This is a genomic window from Pseudomonas sp. (assembly GCF_035497915.1).
Classification (GTDB): domain Bacteria; phylum Pseudomonadota; class Gammaproteobacteria; order Pseudomonadales; family Pseudomonadaceae; genus Serpens.
Window position 1 is genome coordinate 14012 of the sequence record NZ_DATJCS010000050.1, and the last position, 19210, is coordinate 33221.

The following is a 19210-nucleotide window of genomic DNA, read 5'->3' on the forward strand; positions in this document are numbered from 1 at the left end:
ATCGCCCGCGCAGCCTACCAGCAAGCCAGACGGGTTACAGCGGAAAGACCAGGGGCACCGCCACCACGGTGAGAATCATCACCAGCAGGGTGAAGGGCACACCGATCTTCACGAAGTCGCCGAAACGATAGCGACCCGGGCCCAGCACCAGCGTGTTCACCGGCGAGGAGATCGGCGTCATGAAGGCGGCCGAGGCAGCCAGCGCGACGGTCATGGCGAACGGGTAGGGCGACATGCCCAGGTGCTGCGCCAGGGACAACGCCACCGGCGCCATCAATACCGCCGTGGCGGTATTGGAAATGAACAGCCCGGTCAGCGCGGTCACCGCGAACAGGCAGGCCAGCAGGGCGCGGGGGCCGGCATCACCGAACAGGGCCAGCAGGCCATCGACCGCCAGGCTGATCCCCCCAGTCTTCTGCAGGGCCATTGCAAACGGCAGCATGCCGACGATGAGGATCATGCTCGGCCAGTGGATGGACTTGTAGGCGCTGTCCATGTCGATGCAGCGGAAGGCGCCCATCAGCAGGCAGGCCAGCAGCGCGGCGATGGCGTTGGGCACGATGCCGCTGACCATCAGGCCGACCATCACCGCCAGGCTGAGCAGGGCATAGGGGGCCTTGTCGGCGGCCGGCACCACCTCGTTCACTTCCATCGGCAGGCTGAGCACCAGGAAGTCGCGGGACAGGCCATGCAGGCGGTCGATGTCCTTCCAGGAGCCGGCCACCAGCAGGGTGTCGCCGGGGCGCAGCTTCTCATCCACCAGCAGGCCGTCGAGGGCTTCGCGGTTGCGGCGCAGACCCACCAGGTTGAGCTGGTGATGGCTGCGAAAGCCCAGTTCCAGAATGGTCTTGCCCGGTAGCGAGGACTCCGGCGGCAGCGCCACCTCGGCCAGGCCAAGCTCATGGGCGTGATCGGCGTAGTAGGAGGTCTTCAGCTGCAGCGGCGCCAGGCCCAGTTCGTCGTAGGCGCCGAGCAGGCCGATGGCGGGACTGGCCAGGTCGGCCAGCAGGATGTCGCCGGGCAGCAGGTTGGTGCTGCCGGTGGCCATCATCAGCTGGTTGCGGAAGCGCCCGTGGCGCTCCACGGCGATCACGTTGATGCCGTACTGGCTGCGCAGCTCCAGCTCGTTGAGCAGGCGCCCGGCCAGCGGCGAATCCGGCAGCACCCGCAGGCGCCGTTCGCGCTCGGAGAGGCGATAGTCGCGGGCCAGGTCGGCCAGGGTATGGCGCGAGCGGTCGCCGGACGAGTGGCCGTCATCGCTGCGCAGCCAGCGACGGGCGAACAGCATGTAACCGATGCCCAGCGCGAGGATGGCGAGACCCATGGGGGTGAAGGCGAAGAAGCCGAAGCCCTCCAGCCCGGCCCGGCGCAGCTCGCTGTGCACCACCAGGTTCGGCGGGGTCGCCACCAGGGTGAGCATGCCGCTGATCAGGCCGGCGAAGGCCAGCGGCATCATCAGGCGTCCGGGGCTGATGCGCAGGCGCGCGGCAATGCCCAGCACGATGGGAATGAAGATCGCCACCACGCCCGTGGAACTCATCACCGAGCCCAGGGTCGCCACCGCCAGCATCAGCAACGCCAGCAGGCGGGTTTCGCTACTGCCCGCCTTGGCAACCAGCCAGTCGCCCATGCGGTAGGCAATGCCGGTGCGCACCAGCCCCTTGCCGATCACGAACAGCGCGGCGATCAGCACCACGCTGGGATCACTGAAGCCGGCCAGCGCCTCGGGAACGGTCAGCACACCGGTGAGCGGCAGGCCCACCATGGCCAGCACGGCCACCACGTCCATGCGCGGCTTGTTGCGCAGGAACAGAACAACACAGCAGGCGAGAAGGCCGAGAACCAGCAGGAGATCGAAGGTCATGGAAGATACGACAGGCACGGCGTGGCGAAATGCCGGCATACGATACCGGTAACCGGTTTTTTTGGAAGGCCTGTCGGGGTTGGCCTGTTGCGGAAGGCGGCGCGGCTCCGGTAGGAGCGACTTCAGTCGCGATGCTTCTGGGCGGGATTTGCGGGGGGTGGACAGGAAAACGCTGTCCACCCCCCGTGAATCCTCAGCCGCAACGCGGCGCCGTGCCTTCCTGTCCGTGGGCGTCCAGCGGTTCCTCGCAGCCCTGGCCACCGTCGCGGCGCGGACGGATGAACACCGCGCCGAGGTGGTAGCCGGCCAGGCCGAAGGCGAGCAGCCAGGACAGGCCGCTGGCGGCGAGCAGCGTCAGGTAGGGCCAGCCGGGCAGGCTGGCGGCCAGGCGCAACAGCGCGCCGGCCACCAGCAGCGCCGCGCTGAGCGGTACCCAGGCACGCGGGTCGAGTTCCTCGCCGCTGTGGGTGCGCCCGGCGATGTTGAGCACCGCGAACACCGACAGGCCCATGCCGCCGATGGTCAGCAGGTGCCGGCCGGCGCTCATCGGCAGTGCCTGCCAGAGCAGCGATGCCCCCAGTGCCGCGTAGCCGAGCGCCATCAGCCAGTAGATCAGGTACAGCGACAGCGCCCAGCGGGTGAACAGCGCGCGTCCCACATGCCAGTCGTTGAGGATGTTGAGCAGCGCGGCGGCGCAGGCCAGGGCCAGCCAGCCGCCGACCCTGGCCCCCGGCAGCAGGAACTCCGCCAGCGTGTAGAGCGCGATGCAGAAGATCGCCAGGTTGCGGCGCGGCGGCAGGGCGCGGTAGATCACCGGCTCGTCCTGTGGATCGCCGGCCTGCCGGGCCTCCAGGGCGTCGTTGACGATGCGCATGGAGATGCGGCTGAGGGCGATCAGCACCAGGGCGAGCATGGCGCCGATGCCGGCGTGCAGCCAGCGCATCGGCGGCAGGCCCTGCAGCAGGTCGCTGTAGAAGCCGATGGCGGTGAGCGCGAAGCTCAGCAGTCCGGCGGCGAAGGCCCACTGGCGGCGGCTCGGCTCGGCGAACAGCCGGCGCGCCAGCAGCAGCGGCAGGGCCAATGCCAGGCCGACGTTGCAGATCGCCGCCGGCCAGGGGCCGAGCAGGCCGCTCAGCCAGAAGCTGGCGCGGGCCAGCAGCCAGAGCACCAGCAGCCAGAAGAACAGCGGCCGGCTCACCGGCGCGGTGCGGGTGAATTCCGGCACCGCGGTGAGCACGAAGCCGGCCACCGCGGCCAGGCCGAAGCCGAACAGCAGCTCGTGGGCATGCCAGACCAGCGGCCCGCCGGGCACCGCCGGCAGCGGCCACAGCCCGCGCAGATAGCCCAGCCACACGCCCATCAGCAGCGCGGCGCTGGCCAGGGTGGCGAGGAAGAACGGGCGGAAGGCGCAGAGCAGCCAGGGCGCGCCCTGCCAGCGTGCGGGGACGGTGAGTTTCAGCATCGGCTCGGGCTCCGTTTGGGCGATACATCGCTCTCGGTCCGTACCGAGAGAGGCGTGCCAGGACTCGCCGGTACACCGGGGTGTGGCGTCGGCAGGCCGAAGCTGGCGCGCACCACGGGTTGTTGCAGCAACTGGGCGGTGGTCTGGTAGACCCAGGCGTCGTCGCGCCGCGCGCGCGGCTGGTCGAGGGCGAAGCGCGCGACGATGCGCCCCGGCTCGGCGGCCATGAGCAGGATGCGGTCGGACAGGCGCACGGCCTCCATCAGGTCGTGGGTGATCATCAGCACGGCCATGCCGCGCTCGGTCTGCAGCGTCTGCAACAGCGCGTAGAGCTCGCTCTTCAGGCCGATGTCCAGCGCCGCGAAGGGTTCGTCGAGCAGCAGCAGGTCGGGTTCGGGCAGCAGCGCGCGGGCCAGCGCCACGCGGCTCTGCATGCCGCCGGAGAGCTGGCGCGGGAACTTGTCCAGGTCGTCGCGCGACAGGCCCAGGCGCGCGGCCAGGCGGATGGCGGCCGCCTCGCGCCGCGCGCGCGGCACGCCGCGGGCCTTGAGGCTCAGGGCGATGTTGTCCAGCGCGGTCTTCCAGGGCAGCAGGCGCGGCTGCTGGAACAGCGTCACCGGGTTGGCGAAGCCGTTGGCGATTTCGCCGTCCTGCAGGTCCAGCAGGCCGTTGCACAGGTGCAGCAGGGTGGTCTTGCCGCAGCCGGAGGGGCCGACCAGCGCGCAGACCTCGCCGGCGGTCAGGGTGAAGGAAACGTCGGCCAGCACCGGGGTGCGCACGAAACTGTGCGCCAGCTGGCGGACCTCAAGACGTGGATGGCTCATCAGGACGGCTCCCGCCAGCGCTCGACTTCGCGTTTGAGCGGCTCCAGCAACAGGTATTCGATGGCCAGCAGCAGGCCGACCACGGCGCTGATCCAGGCCAGGGTGCCGGCGCTGTCCAGGTGCGAACGGGTGATCGCCAGGGCGGCGCCGACGCCGTCCTGGCTGGCCAGCAGCTCGGCCATGATGACGATCTTCCAGGACATGCCCAGCGCCGCCACCCAGGCCGGGAACAGGTAGGAGAACAGGTGCGGCAGGTACACATCCAGCACCATCAGGTGCGGCGGCAGGTGCAGGGTGCGGGCCATCTCGCGCAGCTGGCCGTCCAGGGTGCGCGTGCCCTGCAGGGCGCCGATGAACACCACCGGGAAGGCGGCGACGAACACGGTGAACACCGGCGTGCCGTCGCTGGCGCCGAACCACAGCATGGCCAGCACCAGCCAGGCGATCGGCGGCATGCCGAGCAGCACGGTGACCAGCGGGCGCGACATCATCGAGGCGGTCATCGACACCCCGGCGGCCAGCCCCAGCGCGCTGCCGATCAGCAGCGCCAGCAGCAGCCCGCTCAGCGCGCGGCGACCGGTGATCGCCAGTTCCCGCAGGGCGGTTCCGTCCGCCCAGAAACGCGCAAGGGAGGCGAATGCCTCCAGGGGTTCGGCCAGCACCAGCGCGCCGTAGTGTTCGGCGGCCAGCTGCCAGCCGGCGAACAGCAGCAACAGGCTGGCCAGGGCGCCCCAGCCGCTCCACAGGTAAGCCGGCCAGTCGCCCAGCAGGGTGCGCAGCAGTCTCATGGATGCACGTCCAGGTAGAAGCCGTCATCCGGCAACTTGCCGCCGATCAGCGCCGGGTTGCGGGCCTGCAGCTGTTCGAGCAGGAACTCCACTTCCGGGCGGGCGTCCGGTGCGGCCACCGCGCGCATCTGGCTGACCGCCATGGCGTCGCTGACCGCTTCGGGCAGCAGCGCCGGCAGGTGCGTGACCACCAACTGCCCGCACGCCTCGGCGTTGGCCTGGCACCAGGCCAGCGAGTCGGCGTAGGCGCTGGCGACGCGCGCGGCCAGCACGGCGTCCTCGCGGGCCGCGCCGACCAGCGCGATGCCGGCCTGGGCGATGCGCGGCGCGCGCTGGAAGCTCAGCCCCCAGGCCTGCTGGATGTCCAGGCTGCGGTACAGCTCCGGGGCCACCAGGCTGAGCGGGAAGGAGCCGCTCTTGCGCAGCGCCATGGACACCGCCGGCTCGGCCAGCAGGGCATGGTCGACGCGGCGCATCAGCAGCAGCTGCATGGCGTCCATCGGGTTGGCCACGTAGCGCAGCGTGAGGTCCTGACGCAGGTTCAGCCCGGCGCGCTCGGCGAGCAGGCCGAACAGCACGTCGGGCATGTCGCCGCGAAACGGCATGGCGATTTCCTTGCCCCGAAAGTCCTCGATGCGCGTCAGCCCCGGCTCGCGGGACACCATCCACAGCAGCCCCCAGGTGGAGACGTTGAGCAGCGCCACCGGGGCGCCGCGGTTGTAGAGGTTGGCGGCGACGTTGACTGGCATGGCCAGCACGTCGGCCTGGCCGTTCAGCGCCATCAGCCGCAGCTGGTCCGGGTCGCGCCAGCTGACGAACTCCACGCGCTCGGCCAGGTCGGCGAGCGCGCCGGATTCGACCATGTGGATCAGCGGGTTGGACACCGCCGACAGCGGCCCGGCCAGCAGCAGCCGCTGGCGCGGTTCGGCCTGCGTCGGCGCGCCGAGCAGCAGCAGGGCGGCGCAGGCCAGGGACAGCAAGGTCTGGCGCATCAGAAGTCTCCACTCAGGGCGAGCACGGCGCCGCGCCCCGGCATGGCCAGTTCCTGGCCGCTGACGCCGTCGGCCAGGTGTTCGTGGTAGCGCTTGTCTAGCAGGTTGTTCAGGCGCAGGTCGAGGCGCGCGGCGTTCAGCACGCCGAGGCTGCCGAAGCCCCAGCCGAGCCGGGCATCGACCACCGCGTAGCCGGGGGTGGCGTCCTCGGTGCCGTTGGCGAAGCGGGTGGCGACGCGGTCCTGCTCGGCCACCGCGCGCACCCCGGTGCGCCAGGACAGGCCGCGCTCGGCCGGCTGACCGATGCCCAGGCGCAGTTCGTGGGCCGGCATCTGGTACAGCGGCTCGTCGTACTGCCGGTTCTCGCCGCGCAGCCAGGTGAAGCCGGCATCCAGCAGGAAGGCGCCAAGCGGCAGGTCGAGGTTGCCTTCCAGGCCGTGGATTTCCACTTCGTCGATGTTCTCGGTGCGCTTGACCGGCAGGCCCGCCTGGACCTGCCCGGCAACCACGCGGCCGGCGATGTAGTCGTCGATGCGCGTGTGGAAGGCCGCCAGCTGGTAGCCGAGCGCGCCGTCGCGACCCTTGAGGCCGATCTCCACGCTGGTGGACCGCTCCGGGTCCAGTTGCGGGTTGCCGATGTGGTAGTAGCCGTCGCCGCGCGCGGCGTCCTCGAAGCGCTCGCGCAGGTCCGGCGAGCGGTAGGCCTGGCCGAGGTTGGCGTAGGCGTTGAGGGTGTCGGTCAGCGGCTGCACCACGCCGAGCGACCAGGAGAGGTTGTTGTCGCTGCTCGTCAGACCTTGGGTCTGCGCCATCGGGCCGCTGCCCTTCTTGGCGGCATCACCCTCGACCCGGTCGTAGCGCAGGCCGAGGGTGATCTGGGTGACGCCAAGGCTGAACGCGTCCTGTACAAACAGGCCGGCGGAGGTGATCTCGCCGTCCTCGAAGGGGTTGTTGAGCATGCGTACCCCGGTGGGCGACAGGTAGCGTTCCGGATCGCCGGTCATCTTCCAGCCGTCGACGCCGACGCTCAGCTGGTGGCTGTCACCCAGCGAGGCCAGCCAGGTGCTGCGCAGGCCGTGGGTGATGAAGCTGACGTCGTTTTCCACGTAGTTGCGCTGCAGCTTCGCGGAGTAGGCGCGGATCTGGCGGAACACCTCCTGGCGATACAGCTCGGTGGACAGGCTGCCGACGCCGAGCGGCGCATCCAGGCCGAGGGCATAGAGTTCGCGGGTCTGTTCCGGCGAATGCATGGTGATTTCGCCGAGCAGCGCGGCCTGGGCGGGCGGCGCGGACTTGCGCGAGGCCGGATACCAGACGTCGCGGTCGTCGTGGCGCTGGGCATTGAGGCGCAGCACGTAATCGTCGGCGAGCTTCTGCTGGTACTTGAGCAGCAGGCTGTTGGAGCGGTAGCCGGTGTTCGCTTGCGTGTCGTCGGGGCTTTCGTAGTCGCCGACGTCGCTGCCGGCCACGCCGACCAGCAGGCCGTGGCGCGGGCCGGAATCCTCGAGCAGCAGCGCGCCGCTCAGGGCATCGTCGACCGTGCCGGCGCCGAGGCCGAACCGGCCGCCCTGCTGCTGCTGATCGCTGAAGCGCGCCGGCGGGGTGAGCAGGTTGACCGCGCCGCCCAGGGCGCCGCTGCCATAGAGCACCGACCCCGGGCCCTTGACCACTTCCACGCGGTCCACCAGGCCCAGGTCGCTGAACGAGGCCAGCGCGCCCTGCGGCTGCGCGGAATTGACCCGCACACCGTCGACCAGCAGCACCACGCTTTCCTTCTTCAGCCCGCGCAGCACCGGGTTCTGTCCCCAGGCGCCGTCGCTGTGCACGGCCAGGCCGGGCTCGCCGCGCAGCAGGCTGCCCAGCGGTTCGCTGCTGGCCGGTTGCGGGCGCAGCACTTCAATGGCCTGCGGGGTGTCCTGGCTGTCGCTGGCGTAGCCGCGGGCGGTGACCACGGTGCTGTCCAGGGTGAGGGTGTCGGCGAAGGTCGGCAGGCTGGCCAGGCTCAGGGCCAGGGCGAGCGGGGTGAGGCGCAGGTGCATGTGGGACTCCCAGCGGAATGCGGTCTGGGAGCAATGCTAATTCAAACGAGAACTATTCTCGCTTGACGGAAGTCAAGTCAGGGATAGCCGAGGATGGACTTCAGTTGCGGCAGGTGCGCCTCGACCCAGCGCGGGTCGATCGGCCCCCAGTCGCGGATGCGGTAGCCGCCGCTGTTGTGGCGCTCGCCATCGCCCTGTTCGAAGACGCAGTCGATGTCCAGTTCGGCCAGCGCGTCCAGGGTGTCCTGGGCGGTGCGGCGCGGCATGCCGGTGGCGGCCATGATGGCCGGCACGCTGCTGGCGGTGTCGCTGTGGATCAGCCAGGCCACGTACAGGCGACGGTAGAAGCTGGTCCTGGTCTTGCTCGGTGGCATGGAGGTGACTTCCCTGTCAGGCGGGGCGCCGTAGCGCCCCGGAGGAGGAACATCAGAGGACGTTGATGGCCAGATAGGCGGCGGCACCACCGGTATAGCCCAGGAAGGCCAGCAGGCTGACCCGCTTGACGTACCAGAAGAAGCCGATGCGTTCCATGCCCATCGCGGCCACACCAGCGGCCGAGCCGATGATCAGCGAGCTGCCGCCGGTGCCGGCGCAGAAGGCCAGGAACTCCCAGAAGCGGCCGTCGGTGATGAACTGGGCCAGCCAGCCAGAGTCCTCGGCGGCGGCGGAAGCGAGCATGCCGTCGCTGACCAGCGGGTACATCTTCATGGCGCCGGCCACCAGCGGCACGTTGTCGACCACGGCGGAGAGCAGGCCGATGGCGTAGTTGATGGCGAAGATGTTGCCCAGGCTGTCGCGCAGCGCGGTAGCGACCTGGGTCAGGTGCCCGGCGGTGGCCAGCGAGGAGACCGCCAGCAGGATGCCGAGAAAGAACAGGATGCTCGGCGTATCGACGCGATGCAGAACGCCGATGACCGACAGCGGGTGACGGTGCTCGGCGAGCTTCTTGCGGTGCATGATTTCTGTGGCCACCCAGAGCACGCCCAGGCCGAACAGGATGCCCATGTACGGCGGCAAGCCGGTAACGGTCTTGAATACCGGCACGAACAGCAGGGCGCCCAGGCCCATGCCCAGCACAAGGTTGCGCTCGAACGGGGTGGTCACCGGTGGGTGCTTCTCGCCCAGGTGTGTCTGGGTGCGCGGGCGCGGTGCCTCGCCATGCAGACGGAAGCTGAGCACCAGCAGCGGCACCAGCAGGCAGACCAGGCTGGGGAAGAACAGCTGGGTGATCACGCCATGGGCAGTGATCTGGCCACCGATCCACAGCATGGTGGTGGTCACGTCACCAATCGGCGACCAGGCGCCGCCGGCGTTGGCGGCGATCACCACTACGCCGACATACAACCAGCGCTCCGGGCGGCCGCGAACCAGCTTGCGCAGCAGGGAGATCATCACGATGGTGGTGGTCAGGTTGTCCAGCACCGCGGAGAGGAAGAAGGTCAGCAGGCCGATGATCCACAGCAGGGTGACCCGCTTGCGCGTGTGGATGCGGTCGGTGATTACCTTGAAGCCGCCATGGGCGTCGATCAGCTCGACGATGGTCATGGCGCCGAGCAGGAAGAACAGGATCTCGGCGATCTCGCCCAGGTGGTGGCGCAGCTCGCCGACCACGAACGCGGAGGAGTCGGCCGGGTTGTGGCTGCCCAGTTCCAGCAGCGGCAGGATCTGGTCGGCGCCCAGAACAAGCACCGCCCAGGTGAGGGCGGCGGTGAGGAGGGCCGAGGCGGCCTTGTCGAGCTTGAGCGGATGTTCGAGCGCGATGCACAAATAGCCAACGACGAAGATGGCTGCCATCAGGAGGTACATGGACATGACTCCAAAGTGAAGGGATTCGTGCGCGGGAGGCTCGGCTGGCGTGGAGGTGAAGAGCTAATAGCCAGGCGCCATCATCCGTCTTGGCTGGGCATTATGCCTGCTAAAACGGGTGAGTGAAATTGTCGCAGGTCAAGCGTGCGGAAAAACCCGGAAACAGATCGCGAAGGGGTCTGTTTCCGGGTTTTGGGGATTACAGCGTGGCGATGCGCTCGCGCTGTTCGACCAGCTTGGCCAGGGCCTGTTCGGCTTCGGCGAGCTTGGCGCGTTCCTTGTCGATCACCGCCGGCGGCGCCTTGTCGACGAAGCTGGCGTTGGACAGCTTGCCGCCGACGCGCTGCACCTCGCCCTGCAGGCGGGCGATTTCCTTGTCCAGGCGCGCCAGCTCGGCATCCTTGTCGATCAGCCCGGCCATCGGCACCAGCACGCGCATCTCGCCGACCAGGGCGATGGCGGCCAGCGGCTCGCGCTCCTCGGCGCCCAGCACGCGCACCGATTCCAGCTTGGCCAGCTTGGCCAGCAGCGGCTCGAAGTCGCCCAGGCGACGGCGATCCTGCTCGCTGGCATTGGCCAGCACCACGTTGATGCGCTTGGCCATGGAGATGTTCATCTCGCCGCGAATCTGCCGCACGCCGAGCATGAAGGTCTTCACCCAGGCGATATCGGCCTCGGCGTCGGCGTCCAGCCTGGCCTCGTTCGCCACCGGCCAGGGTTGCAGCATCAGGGTCGGGCCTTCCTTGCCGGCCAGGCCCTTGATGCGCTGCCAGATCTCTTCGGTGATGAACGGCATGATCGGGTGGGCCAGGCGCAGGATGACTTCCAGCACGCGCACCAGGGTGCGGCGGGTACCGCGCAGGCGCTCGGCGGGCGCGATCTCGTCCCACAGCACCGGCTTGACCAGCTCCAGGTACCAGGCGCAGTACTCGTCCCAGATGAACTCGTAGAGGGCCTGGGCGGCCAGGTCGAAGCGGAAGGCGTCCAGGTGGCGGGTGACATCGTCCTCGCAGCGCTGCAGCGCGGAGATGATCCAGCGGTCCACGGCGGACAGCTCGACGGGCTCATCGTTGACGCCGCAGTCCTTGCCGTCGGTGTTCTCCAGCACGAAGTTGGTGGCGTTCCACAGCTTGTTGCAGAAGTTGCGGTAGCCTTCGACGCGGCCCATGTCGAACTTGATGTCGCGGCCGGTGGAGGCCAGCGAGCAGAAGGTGAAGCGCAGGGCGTCGGTGCCGTAGCTGGCGATGCCTTCCGGGAATTCGGCGCGGGTCTGCTTGGCGATCTTCTCGGCCAGCTTGGGCTGCATCATGCCGCTGGTGCGCTTGGCCACCAGGGTTTCCAGGTCGATGCCGTCGACGATGTCCAGCGGGTCGAGCACGTTGCCCTTGGACTTGGACATCTTGTGGCCCTGGCTGTCGCGCACCAGGCCATGGACATAGACGGTTTTGAACGGGATCTCGCCCATCAGGTGGGTGGACAGCATGATCATCCGGGCGACCCAGAAGAAGATGATGTCGAAGCCGGTGACCAGCACGTCGGTGGGGTGGAAGGTCTTCAGGAAGTCGGTCTGCTGCGGCCAGCCGAGGGTCGAGAAGGTCCACAGGCCGGAGCTGAACCAGGTGTCCAGCACGTCCTCGTCCTGGCGCAGCGCCTCATCGTTGCGGATGCCGTGCTTGTTGCGCACCTCCGCCTCGTCGCGACCGACATACACGTTGCCGGCCTCGTCGTACCAGGCCGGGATGCGGTGGCCCCACCACAGCTGGCGGCTGATGCACCAGTCCTGGATGTCGCGCATCCAGCTGAAGTACATGTTCTCGTACTGCCTGGGCACGAACTGGATCTCGCCGCTTTCCACCACGGCGATGGCCTTCTCGGCCAGCGGCTTGGTGGACACGTACCACTGGTCGGTCAGCCACGGCTCGATGACGGTGCCGGAGCGGTCGCCCTTGGGCACCTTCAGGGCGTGGTCGTCGATCTTCTCCAGCAGGCCCATGGCGTCGAACTCGGCGACGATGGCCTTGCGGGCATCGAAACGGTCCATGCTGGCGTAGGCGGCCGGCAGCTCAGCATCGACCTGCTCGTTGACGCTGCCGTCCAGGCTGAACACCTGGGCGCGCGCCAGCACGGCGGCGTTCTTGTCGAAGATGTTGATCAGCGGCAGGTTGTGGCGCTTGCCGACTTCATAGTCGTTGAAGTCATGGGCCGGGGTGATCTTCACGCAGCCGGTGCCGAACTCGCGGTCGACGTACTCGTCGGCAATGATGGGGATCAGGCGATTGACCAGCGGCAGCAGCACATGACGGCCGATCAGGTCCTTGTAGCGCTCGTCCTCCGGGTGCACGGCCACGGCGGCGTCGCCGAGCATGGTTTCCGGGCGGGTGGTGGCGACCACCAGATAGGTCAGCCCTTCGGCGGTCTTCGCGCCTTCGGCCAGCGGATAACGCAGGTGCCAGAGGTGGCCCTTCTCGTCATGGTTCTCCACTTCCAGGTCGGAAATCGCCGTGTGCAGCTTGGTGTCCCAGTTGACCAGGCGTTTGCCGCGGTAGATCAGGCCGTCCTCGTGCAGGCGCACGAAGGCTTCCTTGACCGCTTCGGACAGGCCGTCGTCCATGGTGAAGCGCTCGCGCGACCAGTCCACCGAACTGCCCAGGCGCCGGATCTGCCGGGTAATGGTGCCGCCGGACTGTTCCTTCCACTCCCAGACCTTTTCCAGGAACTTCTCGCGGCCCAGGTCGTGGCGCGACAGGTTCTGTGCGGCCAGCTGGCGCTCCACCACCATCTGGGTGGCGATGCCGGCGTGGTCGGTGCCCGGCTGCCACAGGGTGTTGCGACCCTGCATGCGGCGGAAGCGGATCAGCGCATCCATGATCGCGTTGTTGAAACCGTGGCCCATATGCAGGCTGCCGGTCACGTTCGGCGGCGGCAGGGCAATGGTGTAGGACTCGCCGGACCCTTGCGGGGCGAAATAGTTGTTCGCTTCCCATTCGGCGTACCAACGGGATTCAATGGCGTGCGGCTGGTAGGTCTTGTCCATGCGGCGGGACCCTTAACGGCTGGTCGGAAAAAGCCGGTGAGTATAAGGCAAAGCCGTGACGCCTGGGGGAGGGGCTTTAGCCGCACTGGCTCTGTAGGGCGGGCAACTCGCGTAGCGATTGTCCACCGCGTGGCGACGCTACGATTTCCCGGCGCGGATCAGGTTGCCCATGCGCTCGCGCAGTCGCTTGCGGATCTCGTCCTCGATACGCGGCAGGTACTCGTCCAGCACTTCCTGGAAGACCAGCTCGGCGGCATTGCGCAATTCATCGTTGCTGCGGCGCTCGGCGGGCGGTGCGGCCGGTTTCGGCGGCGTGCCGGGCTCGAGTACGTCGCTGAGCACGGGAATGCCATCGGCATCCAGGGCATCGGTGAGCAGCGGCGGTTCGGGGGCGATGCGCGGACGTTGCGCGCCTTGGCTATGCGGCGGCGGGTCGGGGCGGGGCGGCGGTTTGCGTTCCATGGCGGCAGGCGGGTCAGAGTTCAACACGCTGGGGAGCATAGCCGCGCTGACGGTACTGGCGGAAATGTTCCCGGCAGATGGTCAGCAGCTCTGGCGCCTGGTTGACGATCTCGATCACCCGACCGAAACGTTCGGGATCGGCGGGCAGCTCGGGATGCAGATTGATCAGCAGCCCCTGCGGATGGGCGGGCGGCTGGTCGATGCCGATCACCACCGGGGCATCCGCGCCGTCCTCGTGGCGGTTGTGGGGGATGAAGCTGGCGCTGCGGAAACTCCACAGCAGATCGTCCAGCGCTTCGCAGTCGGCTTCGTCCGCGCCACGGATGAACACCGTCATGCCGGCGCGCCAGGCCTTGCCCGCCAGCTGGCAGGCGACCTTGAGTCGCTGGCGCGGATCGGTATCGGGCAGGACGTAGAACTCGACGCGTGGCATGCGGCTTCCGGATCAGGTGAGGCGGGCGCCGGTTGCGGTGCCCGCGAAGGGGTATCAGACCTCGCTGCGGTCCAGCAGGTACTGGGTCAGCAGCGGCACCGGACGACCGGTGGCGCCCTTTTCCTTGCCGCCGCTGATCCAGGCGGTGCCGGCAACATCCAGGTGCGCCCAGGGATACGATTTGGTGAAGCGCGACAGGAAGCAGGCGGCGGTGATGGTCCCGGCCTTCGGGCCGCCGATGTTGGCGATATCGGCGAACGGGCTGTCCAGCTGTTCCTGGTAGTCGTCGAACAGCGGCAGCTGCCAGGCACGGTCGTCGGCGACGACGCCGGCGCTCAGCAGTTGCTGCACCAGGGCGTCGTCGTTGCCCAGCAGGCCGGAGGTCTGGCTGCCCAGCGCGACGATGCAGGCGCCGGTGAGGGTGGCGATGTCCACCACGGCCTTGGGCTTGAAGCGCTCGGCGTAGGTCAGGGTGTCGCACAGCACCAGGCGGCCTTCGGCGTCGGTGTTGAGGATTTCCACGGTCTGCCCGCTCATGGTGGTGACGATGTCGCCCGGACGGGTGGCCCGGCCGCTGGGCATGTTCTCCGCGCAGGCCAGCAGGCCGACCAGATTGATCGGCAGGCCGAGCTCCAGCACGGTGCGGAAGGTGCCGAGCACACTGGCGGCGCCGCACATGTCGTACTTCATCTCGTCCATGCCCAGGCCGGGCTTGAGGCTGATGCCGCCGGTGTCGAAGGTGATGCCCTTGCCGACCAGCACGTAGGGTTGCTCGCTCTTCTTTTTCGCGCCCTGGTAGTGCAGGACGATCAGGCGCGGCGGCTGCTCGCTGCCCTGGGCCACGGCAAGGAACGCACCCATGCCCAGCTCGCGCAGCTTCTTCTCGGTAAGGATCTCCACCTTGAGGTTCTTGTGCTCGACGGCCAGCGCCTCGGCCTGCTCGGCCAGGAAGCTGGGGTGGCACAGGTTCGGCGGCAGGTTGCCCAGGTCGCGGGCCAGCGCCATGCCGGCGGCGATGGCGCGGGCCTGGCGGGTGGCGCGTTCGGCGTCATCGGTGGCGGCGGTCAGCAGAGTGACCTTCTTCAGCTTGCGCGGCTTGGCCTTTTCACTCTTGAAGCGGTCGAACACATAGTTGCCGTCGGCCAGGCACTCGGCGATCAGGCGCGCGCGGCCGTAAGCGTCGCGGTCCTTGACCTGTACGTCGTCGAAGGCCAGGGCGGCATCGCTGCCGGCCAGCTCCTTGAGCACGCCGAAGGTCGCGCCGAGCACCTTGCGGAACTGCCTGGCGGATAGGGAGTCTTCCTTGCCGCGACCGACCAGCAGGATGCGCTCGGCTTTGATGTTCGGCAGACCCTGCAGCAGCAGGGTCTGGCCGGGCTTGCCCGCCAGGTCGCCGCGCTTGAGCAGCGCGCCGAGCGCGCCCTCGCTGGCGGCATCCACCGCACGGGCCTGTTCGCCCAGTTGCTGATCCTCGCCGACCGCCAGCACCAGCGTGGCGGTCTTCAGGGTTTCCGGGCGCGTTTGTTTGACAAGGAATTCCATTGCAGTGTGTCCCCAAGACAAAGGGTCGGCTTTGCAGGATAATCGCCGGCTGTTTTCAGTGGCTCGCCGGACGGTGGGCCGGCCCGAGAATGCGGCTAGTGTGAGCGTTGCCGCCCGCGGCTGACAACCCTGGAGTGCCCGTTGTGATCATCTTCCGCTACCTGTTCCGCGAGCTGTTGATAACCGCCACCGCGGTCAGCGCCGTGCTGCTGGTGATCATCATGAGCGGGCGCTTCATCAAGTACCTGGCGCAGGCGGCGCGGGGGGTTCTCGATCCCAGCGTGCTGCTGTGGGTGATGCTCTACCGCATGCCGGGCTTCCTGCAGCTGATCCTGCCGCTGGGTCTGTTCCTGGCCATCATGCTCAGCTACGGCCGGCTGTATCTGGAAAGCGAGATGGCCGCGCTGTCGGCGTCCGGCATGAGCCAGCAGCGCCTGCTGCTGTACACCCTGGGGCCGGCCGCGTTGCTGGCGCTGGTGGTGGGCTGGCTGGCGCTGTCGGTGGCGCCGAACAGTGCCTATTCCTCCTGGGAGCTGCTGGCTTCGCAGGACAACCTGAGCGAGCTGGAAACTCTTTCGGCGGGGCGCTTTCAGGAGCTGGGCTCCGGTGCCCGGGTGACCTACACGGAATCCCTCAACGCCGAGCGTACCGTGCTGCGCGGGGTATTCATCACCGAGCGGGACAGTGGACAGATCACCACCCTGATTGCCGAGCGAGGTCGCCACCTGATCCAGGAAGATGGCCGCCGCTATCTGGTGCTGGAGAACGGCTATCGCTACGACGGCATGCCCGGCCAGGCGGACTATCGCGTTTTGCAATACGACCGTTACGGTGTGCTGTTGCCCAGTCCCGAGGCGAATCTGGGTCCGAATCGTAGCCTGGATGACGACCCCACCTCCACCCTCTGGAGGCACCCGGGCAGGGCCCAGCAGGCTGAGCTGCAGTGGCGGCTGTCGCTGCCGCTCATCGTGCTGGTGATGACGCTGTTCGCCGTGCCGATGGCCAAGGCTAACCCGCGCCAGGGCCGCTACCTCAAGCTGCTGCCCGCGCTGTTCCTGTACATGAGTTACCTCGGCCTGCTGATCGCCATGCGCAGCCAGGTGGAAAAAGGCGGGATCCCCCCCCAGATCGGCCTCTGGTGGGTACACCTGCTGTTCCTTTGCATCGGCGCATTGATCTTCTTTTGGGAGCCGCTGTCGTTGAAGTGGGCCGCGCTGCGCGCCGCCCGGCAGGAGGGTCGCCCATGAACCGGCTGGATCGTTACGTCGGTCGCCAGGTGCTTATGTCCATCCTCGCGGTGCTGGGCGTGCTGTGGGGCCTGTCGCTGCTGTTCGCCCTGATCGATGAACTCACCTTCATGCGTGCCGCGTATGGCGTTCCCGAAGTGCTCGAGTATGTGCTGCTGACTTCGCCGCGCCGTCTGTACGAATTGCTGCCGATGGGCGCGCTGATCGGCTGCCTGATCGGTCTGGGCACCCTGGCCAGCAGCAGTGAACTTACCGTCATGCGCGCCTCCGGCGTGCCGCTGGTGCGCATCGTCGGTGCGGTGATGGCGCCCATGTTGCTGCTGATGGTGCTGGGCCTGGCGCTGTCCGAATTCGTGATGCCGAAGACCGAAGTGCTGGCCGACTTCAAGCGAGATATAGCCCGCAACGGCGGCCAGGCCATGAGCTCCAAGGGCCTCTGGCATCGCGAGGGCAATCAGTATGTGCACATCAACGCCGCGCGCAGCGACGGGGTAATGCTGGGAATCACCCGTTTCATCTTCGATGACGCCCGGGTTCTGCAAGAATCGAGTTTTGCCGAGCGCGCCGAATTTGCCGGTGACCACTGGATCCTGCATGGGGTGGCCAGCACCAGACTCACGGAGCAGCGCAGCGAGACAAGTCGTGTGCCCACCCAGACCTGGCGGGTCGAGCTGACCCCGCAACTGGTCAGCACCCTGATCACCGAACCGGACGCCCTGTCGATCAGCGGCCTGTGGCGCTACGCGCGCTTCCTCGGCGGCCAGGGGCTGGACAACGGTCCCTACTGGCTGGCGTTCTGGGGCAAGGTGCTGCAGCCGCTGATCACCGCCTCGCTGGTGATCCTGGCCATTTCCTTCATCTTCGGGCCGCTGCGCTCGGTGACCCTGGGCCAGCGCATCTTCACCGGCGTGCTGGTGGGCTTCGTGTTCCGCATCATCCAGGACCTGCTGGGCCCGGCCAGCCTGGTGTTCGGCTTTTCGCCGCTGCTGGCCGTGGTGTTGCCGGGCGCGTTCTGTGCGCTGATCGGCCTGCGCCTGTTGCAGCGCGCAGGCTGAGCGTGGGGGTCAGCGCTGGCGGCGCCAGGCGTTGCCGGCGATCACCAGCAGCGTCACGGCGGTCAGCGGCAGGGCGTAGCCAAGCAGCGCGTGGCCGAGAATGCCGGCCTGCGGCATGCCGACGCTGAACAACACCAGGTAGCTGGTGTAGGCGACGTAATAGCCCAGGAACAGCAAGCCCTCCCAGCGGTTGATGCGGTAGCCGGCGAAGAACACCGGCAGGCAGGCCACCGCCACGGCGATCATCACCGGGAAGTCGAAGGCCAGTGCGTTGGGGGAGACCGAGATCGCTGCGGGCGACACCAGCGAAGCCAGGCCGAGCACGCACAGCAGGTTGAAGATGTTGCTGCCGACGATGTTGCCCACCGCGATGTCGCGCTCGCCCTTGATGGCGGCGATCAGCGAGGTGGCCAGCTCCGGCAGCGAGGTGCCGATGGCGATCACCGTCAGGCCGATCACCAGCTCCGAGAAGCCCAGCGCCCGCGCCAGCGCCACGGCCCCTTCCACCAGCAGGTTGGCGCCGCCCACCAGCAACACCAGTCCGGCGAGCAGCAACAGCAGGTCGCGGACCCAGGCGTAGGGCTTGGGTGTCTCGTGCAGGCCGAATTCGGTGCCGAACTCGTCGCTGGCGCTGCCCGGGTCCTTGCGGCTCTGCACGATCAGGAACAGCGTGTAGGTCACCACGGCGGCAAACAGCAAGGCACCGTCGAGGCGACTCAACTCGCCATCCCAGGCCAGGGCGAACACGACCAGGCTGGCGCCGATCATGATCGGCACATCGAGGCGGATCAGCTGGCGCGATACCGTGAGCGGCGCGATCAGCGCGGTGAGGCCGAGGATCAGCAACACGTTGGCGATGTTGCTGCCCACCACGTTGCCGATTGCCAGGTCGCCGCTGCCGGCCAGTGCCGACTGCACGCTGACGGCGGTTTCCGGCGCGCTGGTGCCGAAGGCCACCACGGTCAGGCCGATCACCAGCGGCGAGATGCCGAAGCGGGCGGCCAGGCGCGCGGCGCCACGCACCAGCAGTTCGGCGCCGATCACCAGCAGGACCAGTCCCGCGATCAGATAGACGAAGGTCATCAAACTCATGAAATGCGCATCCTGGAGCAGGCCGACAGGCCCGATGGGTTTCGTTCAGCGGGCCGCGCTCACGCCGGCCACGCCATCAGGGGGAGAGGCGGGTATCAGTTGCGGCGGGTCAATCGCTCGACGCGCACCTGGGCCACGCCGCTGCGCAGCATGTCCAGGCGCTTGGCGGCGGCGCGCGACAGGTCGATCATCCGGCCCTTGGCATAGGGGCCGCGGTCATTGATGCGTACCACCACCGACTTGCCGTTCCTCAGGTTGGTGACCTTCACGCGCGTGCCGAAGGGCAGGCTGCGATGGGCCGCGGTCAGGTCGTGCTGATCGAAGGCTTCGCCGCTGGCGGTCTTGCGGCCGTGAAAGCGCGGGCCGTACCAGGAGGCCTTGCCTTCCAGGGCCTTGTGCGGACTGGCTTCGATGGGCGCTGGCAGCAGCGCGGTCTGCTGATTGCCGGGGTTGCTGCAGGCGAACAGGAGTACGGCGCTGAGCAGGATAAAGAGATAACGCATGCGAGGACCGGATGGGTTAGGCGCCCACGATGGGCAGGATAACGGCATGCCGGTGATCCACCCGGAT

16 protein-coding genes are annotated in these 19210 nt (G+C 68.1%); 2 read left to right on the top strand and 14 right to left on the bottom strand.

What is annotated here, in order from left to right; all coding sequences use genetic code 11:
* Positions 1-34: 34 nt before the first annotated feature.
* The 12 genes from VL129_RS14945 to VL129_RS15000 form a co-directional block, all read right to left on the bottom strand.
* On the bottom strand, positions 35-1864 hold the full coding sequence (locus VL129_RS14945) for an SLC13 family permease (RefSeq protein WP_325414067.1): 1830 nt from the start codon (positions 1862-1864) through the stop codon (positions 35-37).
* A gap of 193 nt (positions 1865-2057) precedes the next feature.
* Complete coding sequence (locus VL129_RS14950) at positions 2058-3326, bottom strand: NnrS family protein (RefSeq protein ID WP_325414069.1); 1269 nt, start codon at positions 3324-3326, stop codon at positions 2058-2060.
* Positions 3320-4150 (bottom strand): ABC transporter ATP-binding protein, encoded by an 831-nt coding sequence (locus VL129_RS14955; protein WP_325414071.1) that lies wholly within the window; start codon positions 4148-4150, stop codon positions 3320-3322. The genes VL129_RS14950 and VL129_RS14955 overlap by 7 nt, the downstream gene beginning before the upstream one ends.
* Entirely contained in the window at positions 4150-4938 is a 789-nt protein-coding gene (locus VL129_RS14960) for an ABC transporter permease (RefSeq protein ID WP_325414074.1), read from the bottom strand. The genes VL129_RS14955 and VL129_RS14960 overlap by 1 nt, the downstream gene beginning before the upstream one ends.
* On the bottom strand, positions 4935-5930 hold the full coding sequence (locus VL129_RS14965; protein WP_325414076.1) for an ABC transporter substrate-binding protein: 996 nt from the start codon (positions 5928-5930) through the stop codon (positions 4935-4937). The genes VL129_RS14960 and VL129_RS14965 overlap by 4 nt, the downstream gene beginning before the upstream one ends.
* Positions 5930-7969 (bottom strand): TonB-dependent receptor plug domain-containing protein, encoded by a 2040-nt coding sequence (locus VL129_RS14970; protein WP_325414078.1) that lies wholly within the window; start codon positions 7967-7969, stop codon positions 5930-5932. Before VL129_RS14970 ends, VL129_RS14965 begins: the two co-directional genes overlap by 1 nt.
* Positions 7970-8046: 77 nt before the next feature.
* Entirely contained in the window at positions 8047-8343 is a 297-nt protein-coding gene (locus VL129_RS14975; RefSeq protein WP_325414080.1) for a winged helix-turn-helix domain-containing protein, read from the bottom strand.
* A gap of 52 nt (positions 8344-8395) precedes the next feature.
* Entirely contained in the window at positions 8396-9775 is a 1380-nt protein-coding gene (nhaD, locus tag VL129_RS14980) for a sodium:proton antiporter NhaD (protein WP_325414082.1), read from the bottom strand.
* A gap of 199 nt (positions 9776-9974) precedes the next feature.
* Positions 9975-12809 carry a valine--tRNA ligase gene (locus VL129_RS14985; RefSeq protein ID WP_325414084.1) on the bottom strand — a complete coding sequence of 945 codons (2835 nt, stop codon included), beginning with the start codon at positions 12807-12809 and terminating at the stop codon, positions 9975-9977.
* A 138-nt stretch (positions 12810-12947) separates the two neighbouring features.
* Positions 12948-13271: a DNA polymerase III subunit chi gene (locus VL129_RS14990; RefSeq protein WP_325414086.1), complete on the bottom strand. Its 324-nt coding sequence runs from the start codon at positions 13269-13271 to the stop codon at positions 12948-12950.
* A gap of 13 nt (positions 13272-13284) precedes the next feature.
* Positions 13285-13704, bottom strand: a complete 420-nt coding sequence (locus tag VL129_RS14995; protein ID WP_325414088.1) for a DNA polymerase III subunit chi — start codon at positions 13702-13704, stop codon at positions 13285-13287.
* 54 nt (positions 13705-13758) lie between these two features.
* Entirely contained in the window at positions 13759-15246 is a 1488-nt protein-coding gene (locus VL129_RS15000) for a leucyl aminopeptidase (protein WP_325414090.1), read from the bottom strand.
* 143 nt (positions 15247-15389) lie between these two features.
* Here VL129_RS15000 and lptF point away from each other — a divergent pair, with 143 nt between their 5' ends.
* Both lptF and lptG read left to right on the top strand, forming a co-directional pair.
* The gene (gene lptF / locus VL129_RS15005) at positions 15390-16493 is read left to right on the top strand and encodes an LPS export ABC transporter permease LptF (protein ID WP_325414092.1); all 1104 of its coding nucleotides are present in this window, start codon (positions 15390-15392) and stop codon (positions 16491-16493) included.
* The gene (lptG, locus tag VL129_RS15010; RefSeq protein ID WP_325414094.1) at positions 16490-17548 is read left to right on the top strand and encodes an LPS export ABC transporter permease LptG; all 1059 of its coding nucleotides are present in this window, start codon (positions 16490-16492) and stop codon (positions 17546-17548) included. The genes lptF and lptG overlap by 4 nt, the downstream gene beginning before the upstream one ends.
* A gap of 9 nt (positions 17549-17557) precedes the next feature.
* Here the strand turns inward: lptG and VL129_RS15015 are convergent, their stop codons facing one another.
* Together VL129_RS15015 and VL129_RS15020 are read right to left on the bottom strand one after the other, a co-directional pair.
* Positions 17558-18640, bottom strand: a complete 1083-nt coding sequence (locus VL129_RS15015) for a calcium/sodium antiporter (protein WP_325414096.1) — start codon at positions 18638-18640, stop codon at positions 17558-17560.
* Positions 18641-18735: 95 nt separating this feature from the next.
* A complete protein-coding gene (locus VL129_RS15020; protein WP_325414098.1) occupies positions 18736-19143 on the bottom strand; it encodes a septal ring lytic transglycosylase RlpA family protein in 408 nt (135 codons plus the stop codon).
* Between the last annotated feature and the right edge of the window lie 67 nt (positions 19144-19210).

Bases quoted from the DNA above. Each gene is read 5' to 3' on its own strand.
- VL129_RS14945 (WP_325414067.1), bottom strand. From the start codon at position 1,864: ATGACCTTCGATCTCCTGCTGGTTCTCGGCCTTCTCGCCTGCTGTGTT.
- VL129_RS14950 (WP_325414069.1), bottom strand. From the start codon at position 3,326: ATGCTGAAACTCACCGTCCCCGCACGCTGGCAGGGCGCGCCCTGGCTG.
- VL129_RS14955 (WP_325414071.1), bottom strand. From the start codon at position 4,150: ATGAGCCATCCACGTCTTGAGGTCCGCCAGCTGGCGCACAGTTTCGTG.
- VL129_RS14960 (WP_325414074.1), bottom strand. From the start codon at position 4,938: ATGAGACTGCTGCGCACCCTGCTGGGCGACTGGCCGGCTTACCTGTGG.
- VL129_RS14965 (WP_325414076.1), bottom strand. From the start codon at position 5,930: ATGCGCCAGACCTTGCTGTCCCTGGCCTGCGCCGCCCTGCTGCTGCTC.
- VL129_RS14970 (WP_325414078.1), bottom strand. From the start codon at position 7,969: ATGCACCTGCGCCTCACCCCGCTCGCCCTGGCCCTGAGCCTGGCCAGC.
- VL129_RS14975 (WP_325414080.1), bottom strand. From the start codon at position 8,343: ATGCCACCGAGCAAGACCAGGACCAGCTTCTACCGTCGCCTGTACGTG.
- nhaD (WP_325414082.1), bottom strand. From the start codon at position 9,775: ATGTACCTCCTGATGGCAGCCATCTTCGTCGTTGGCTATTTGTGCATC.
- VL129_RS14985 (WP_325414084.1), bottom strand. From the start codon at position 12,809: ATGGACAAGACCTACCAGCCGCACGCCATTGAATCCCGTTGGTACGCC.
- VL129_RS14990 (WP_325414086.1), bottom strand. From the start codon at position 13,271: ATGGAACGCAAACCGCCGCCCCGCCCCGACCCGCCGCCGCATAGCCAA.
- VL129_RS14995 (WP_325414088.1), bottom strand. From the start codon at position 13,704: ATGCCACGCGTCGAGTTCTACGTCCTGCCCGATACCGATCCGCGCCAG.
- VL129_RS15000 (WP_325414090.1), bottom strand. From the start codon at position 15,246: ATGGAATTCCTTGTCAAACAAACGCGCCCGGAAACCCTGAAGACCGCC.
- lptG (WP_325414094.1), top strand. From the start codon at position 16,490: ATGAACCGGCTGGATCGTTACGTCGGTCGCCAGGTGCTTATGTCCATC.
- VL129_RS15015 (WP_325414096.1), bottom strand. From the start codon at position 18,640: ATGAGTTTGATGACCTTCGTCTATCTGATCGCGGGACTGGTCCTGCTG.
- VL129_RS15020 (WP_325414098.1), bottom strand. From the start codon at position 19,143: ATGCGTTATCTCTTTATCCTGCTCAGCGCCGTACTCCTGTTCGCCTGC.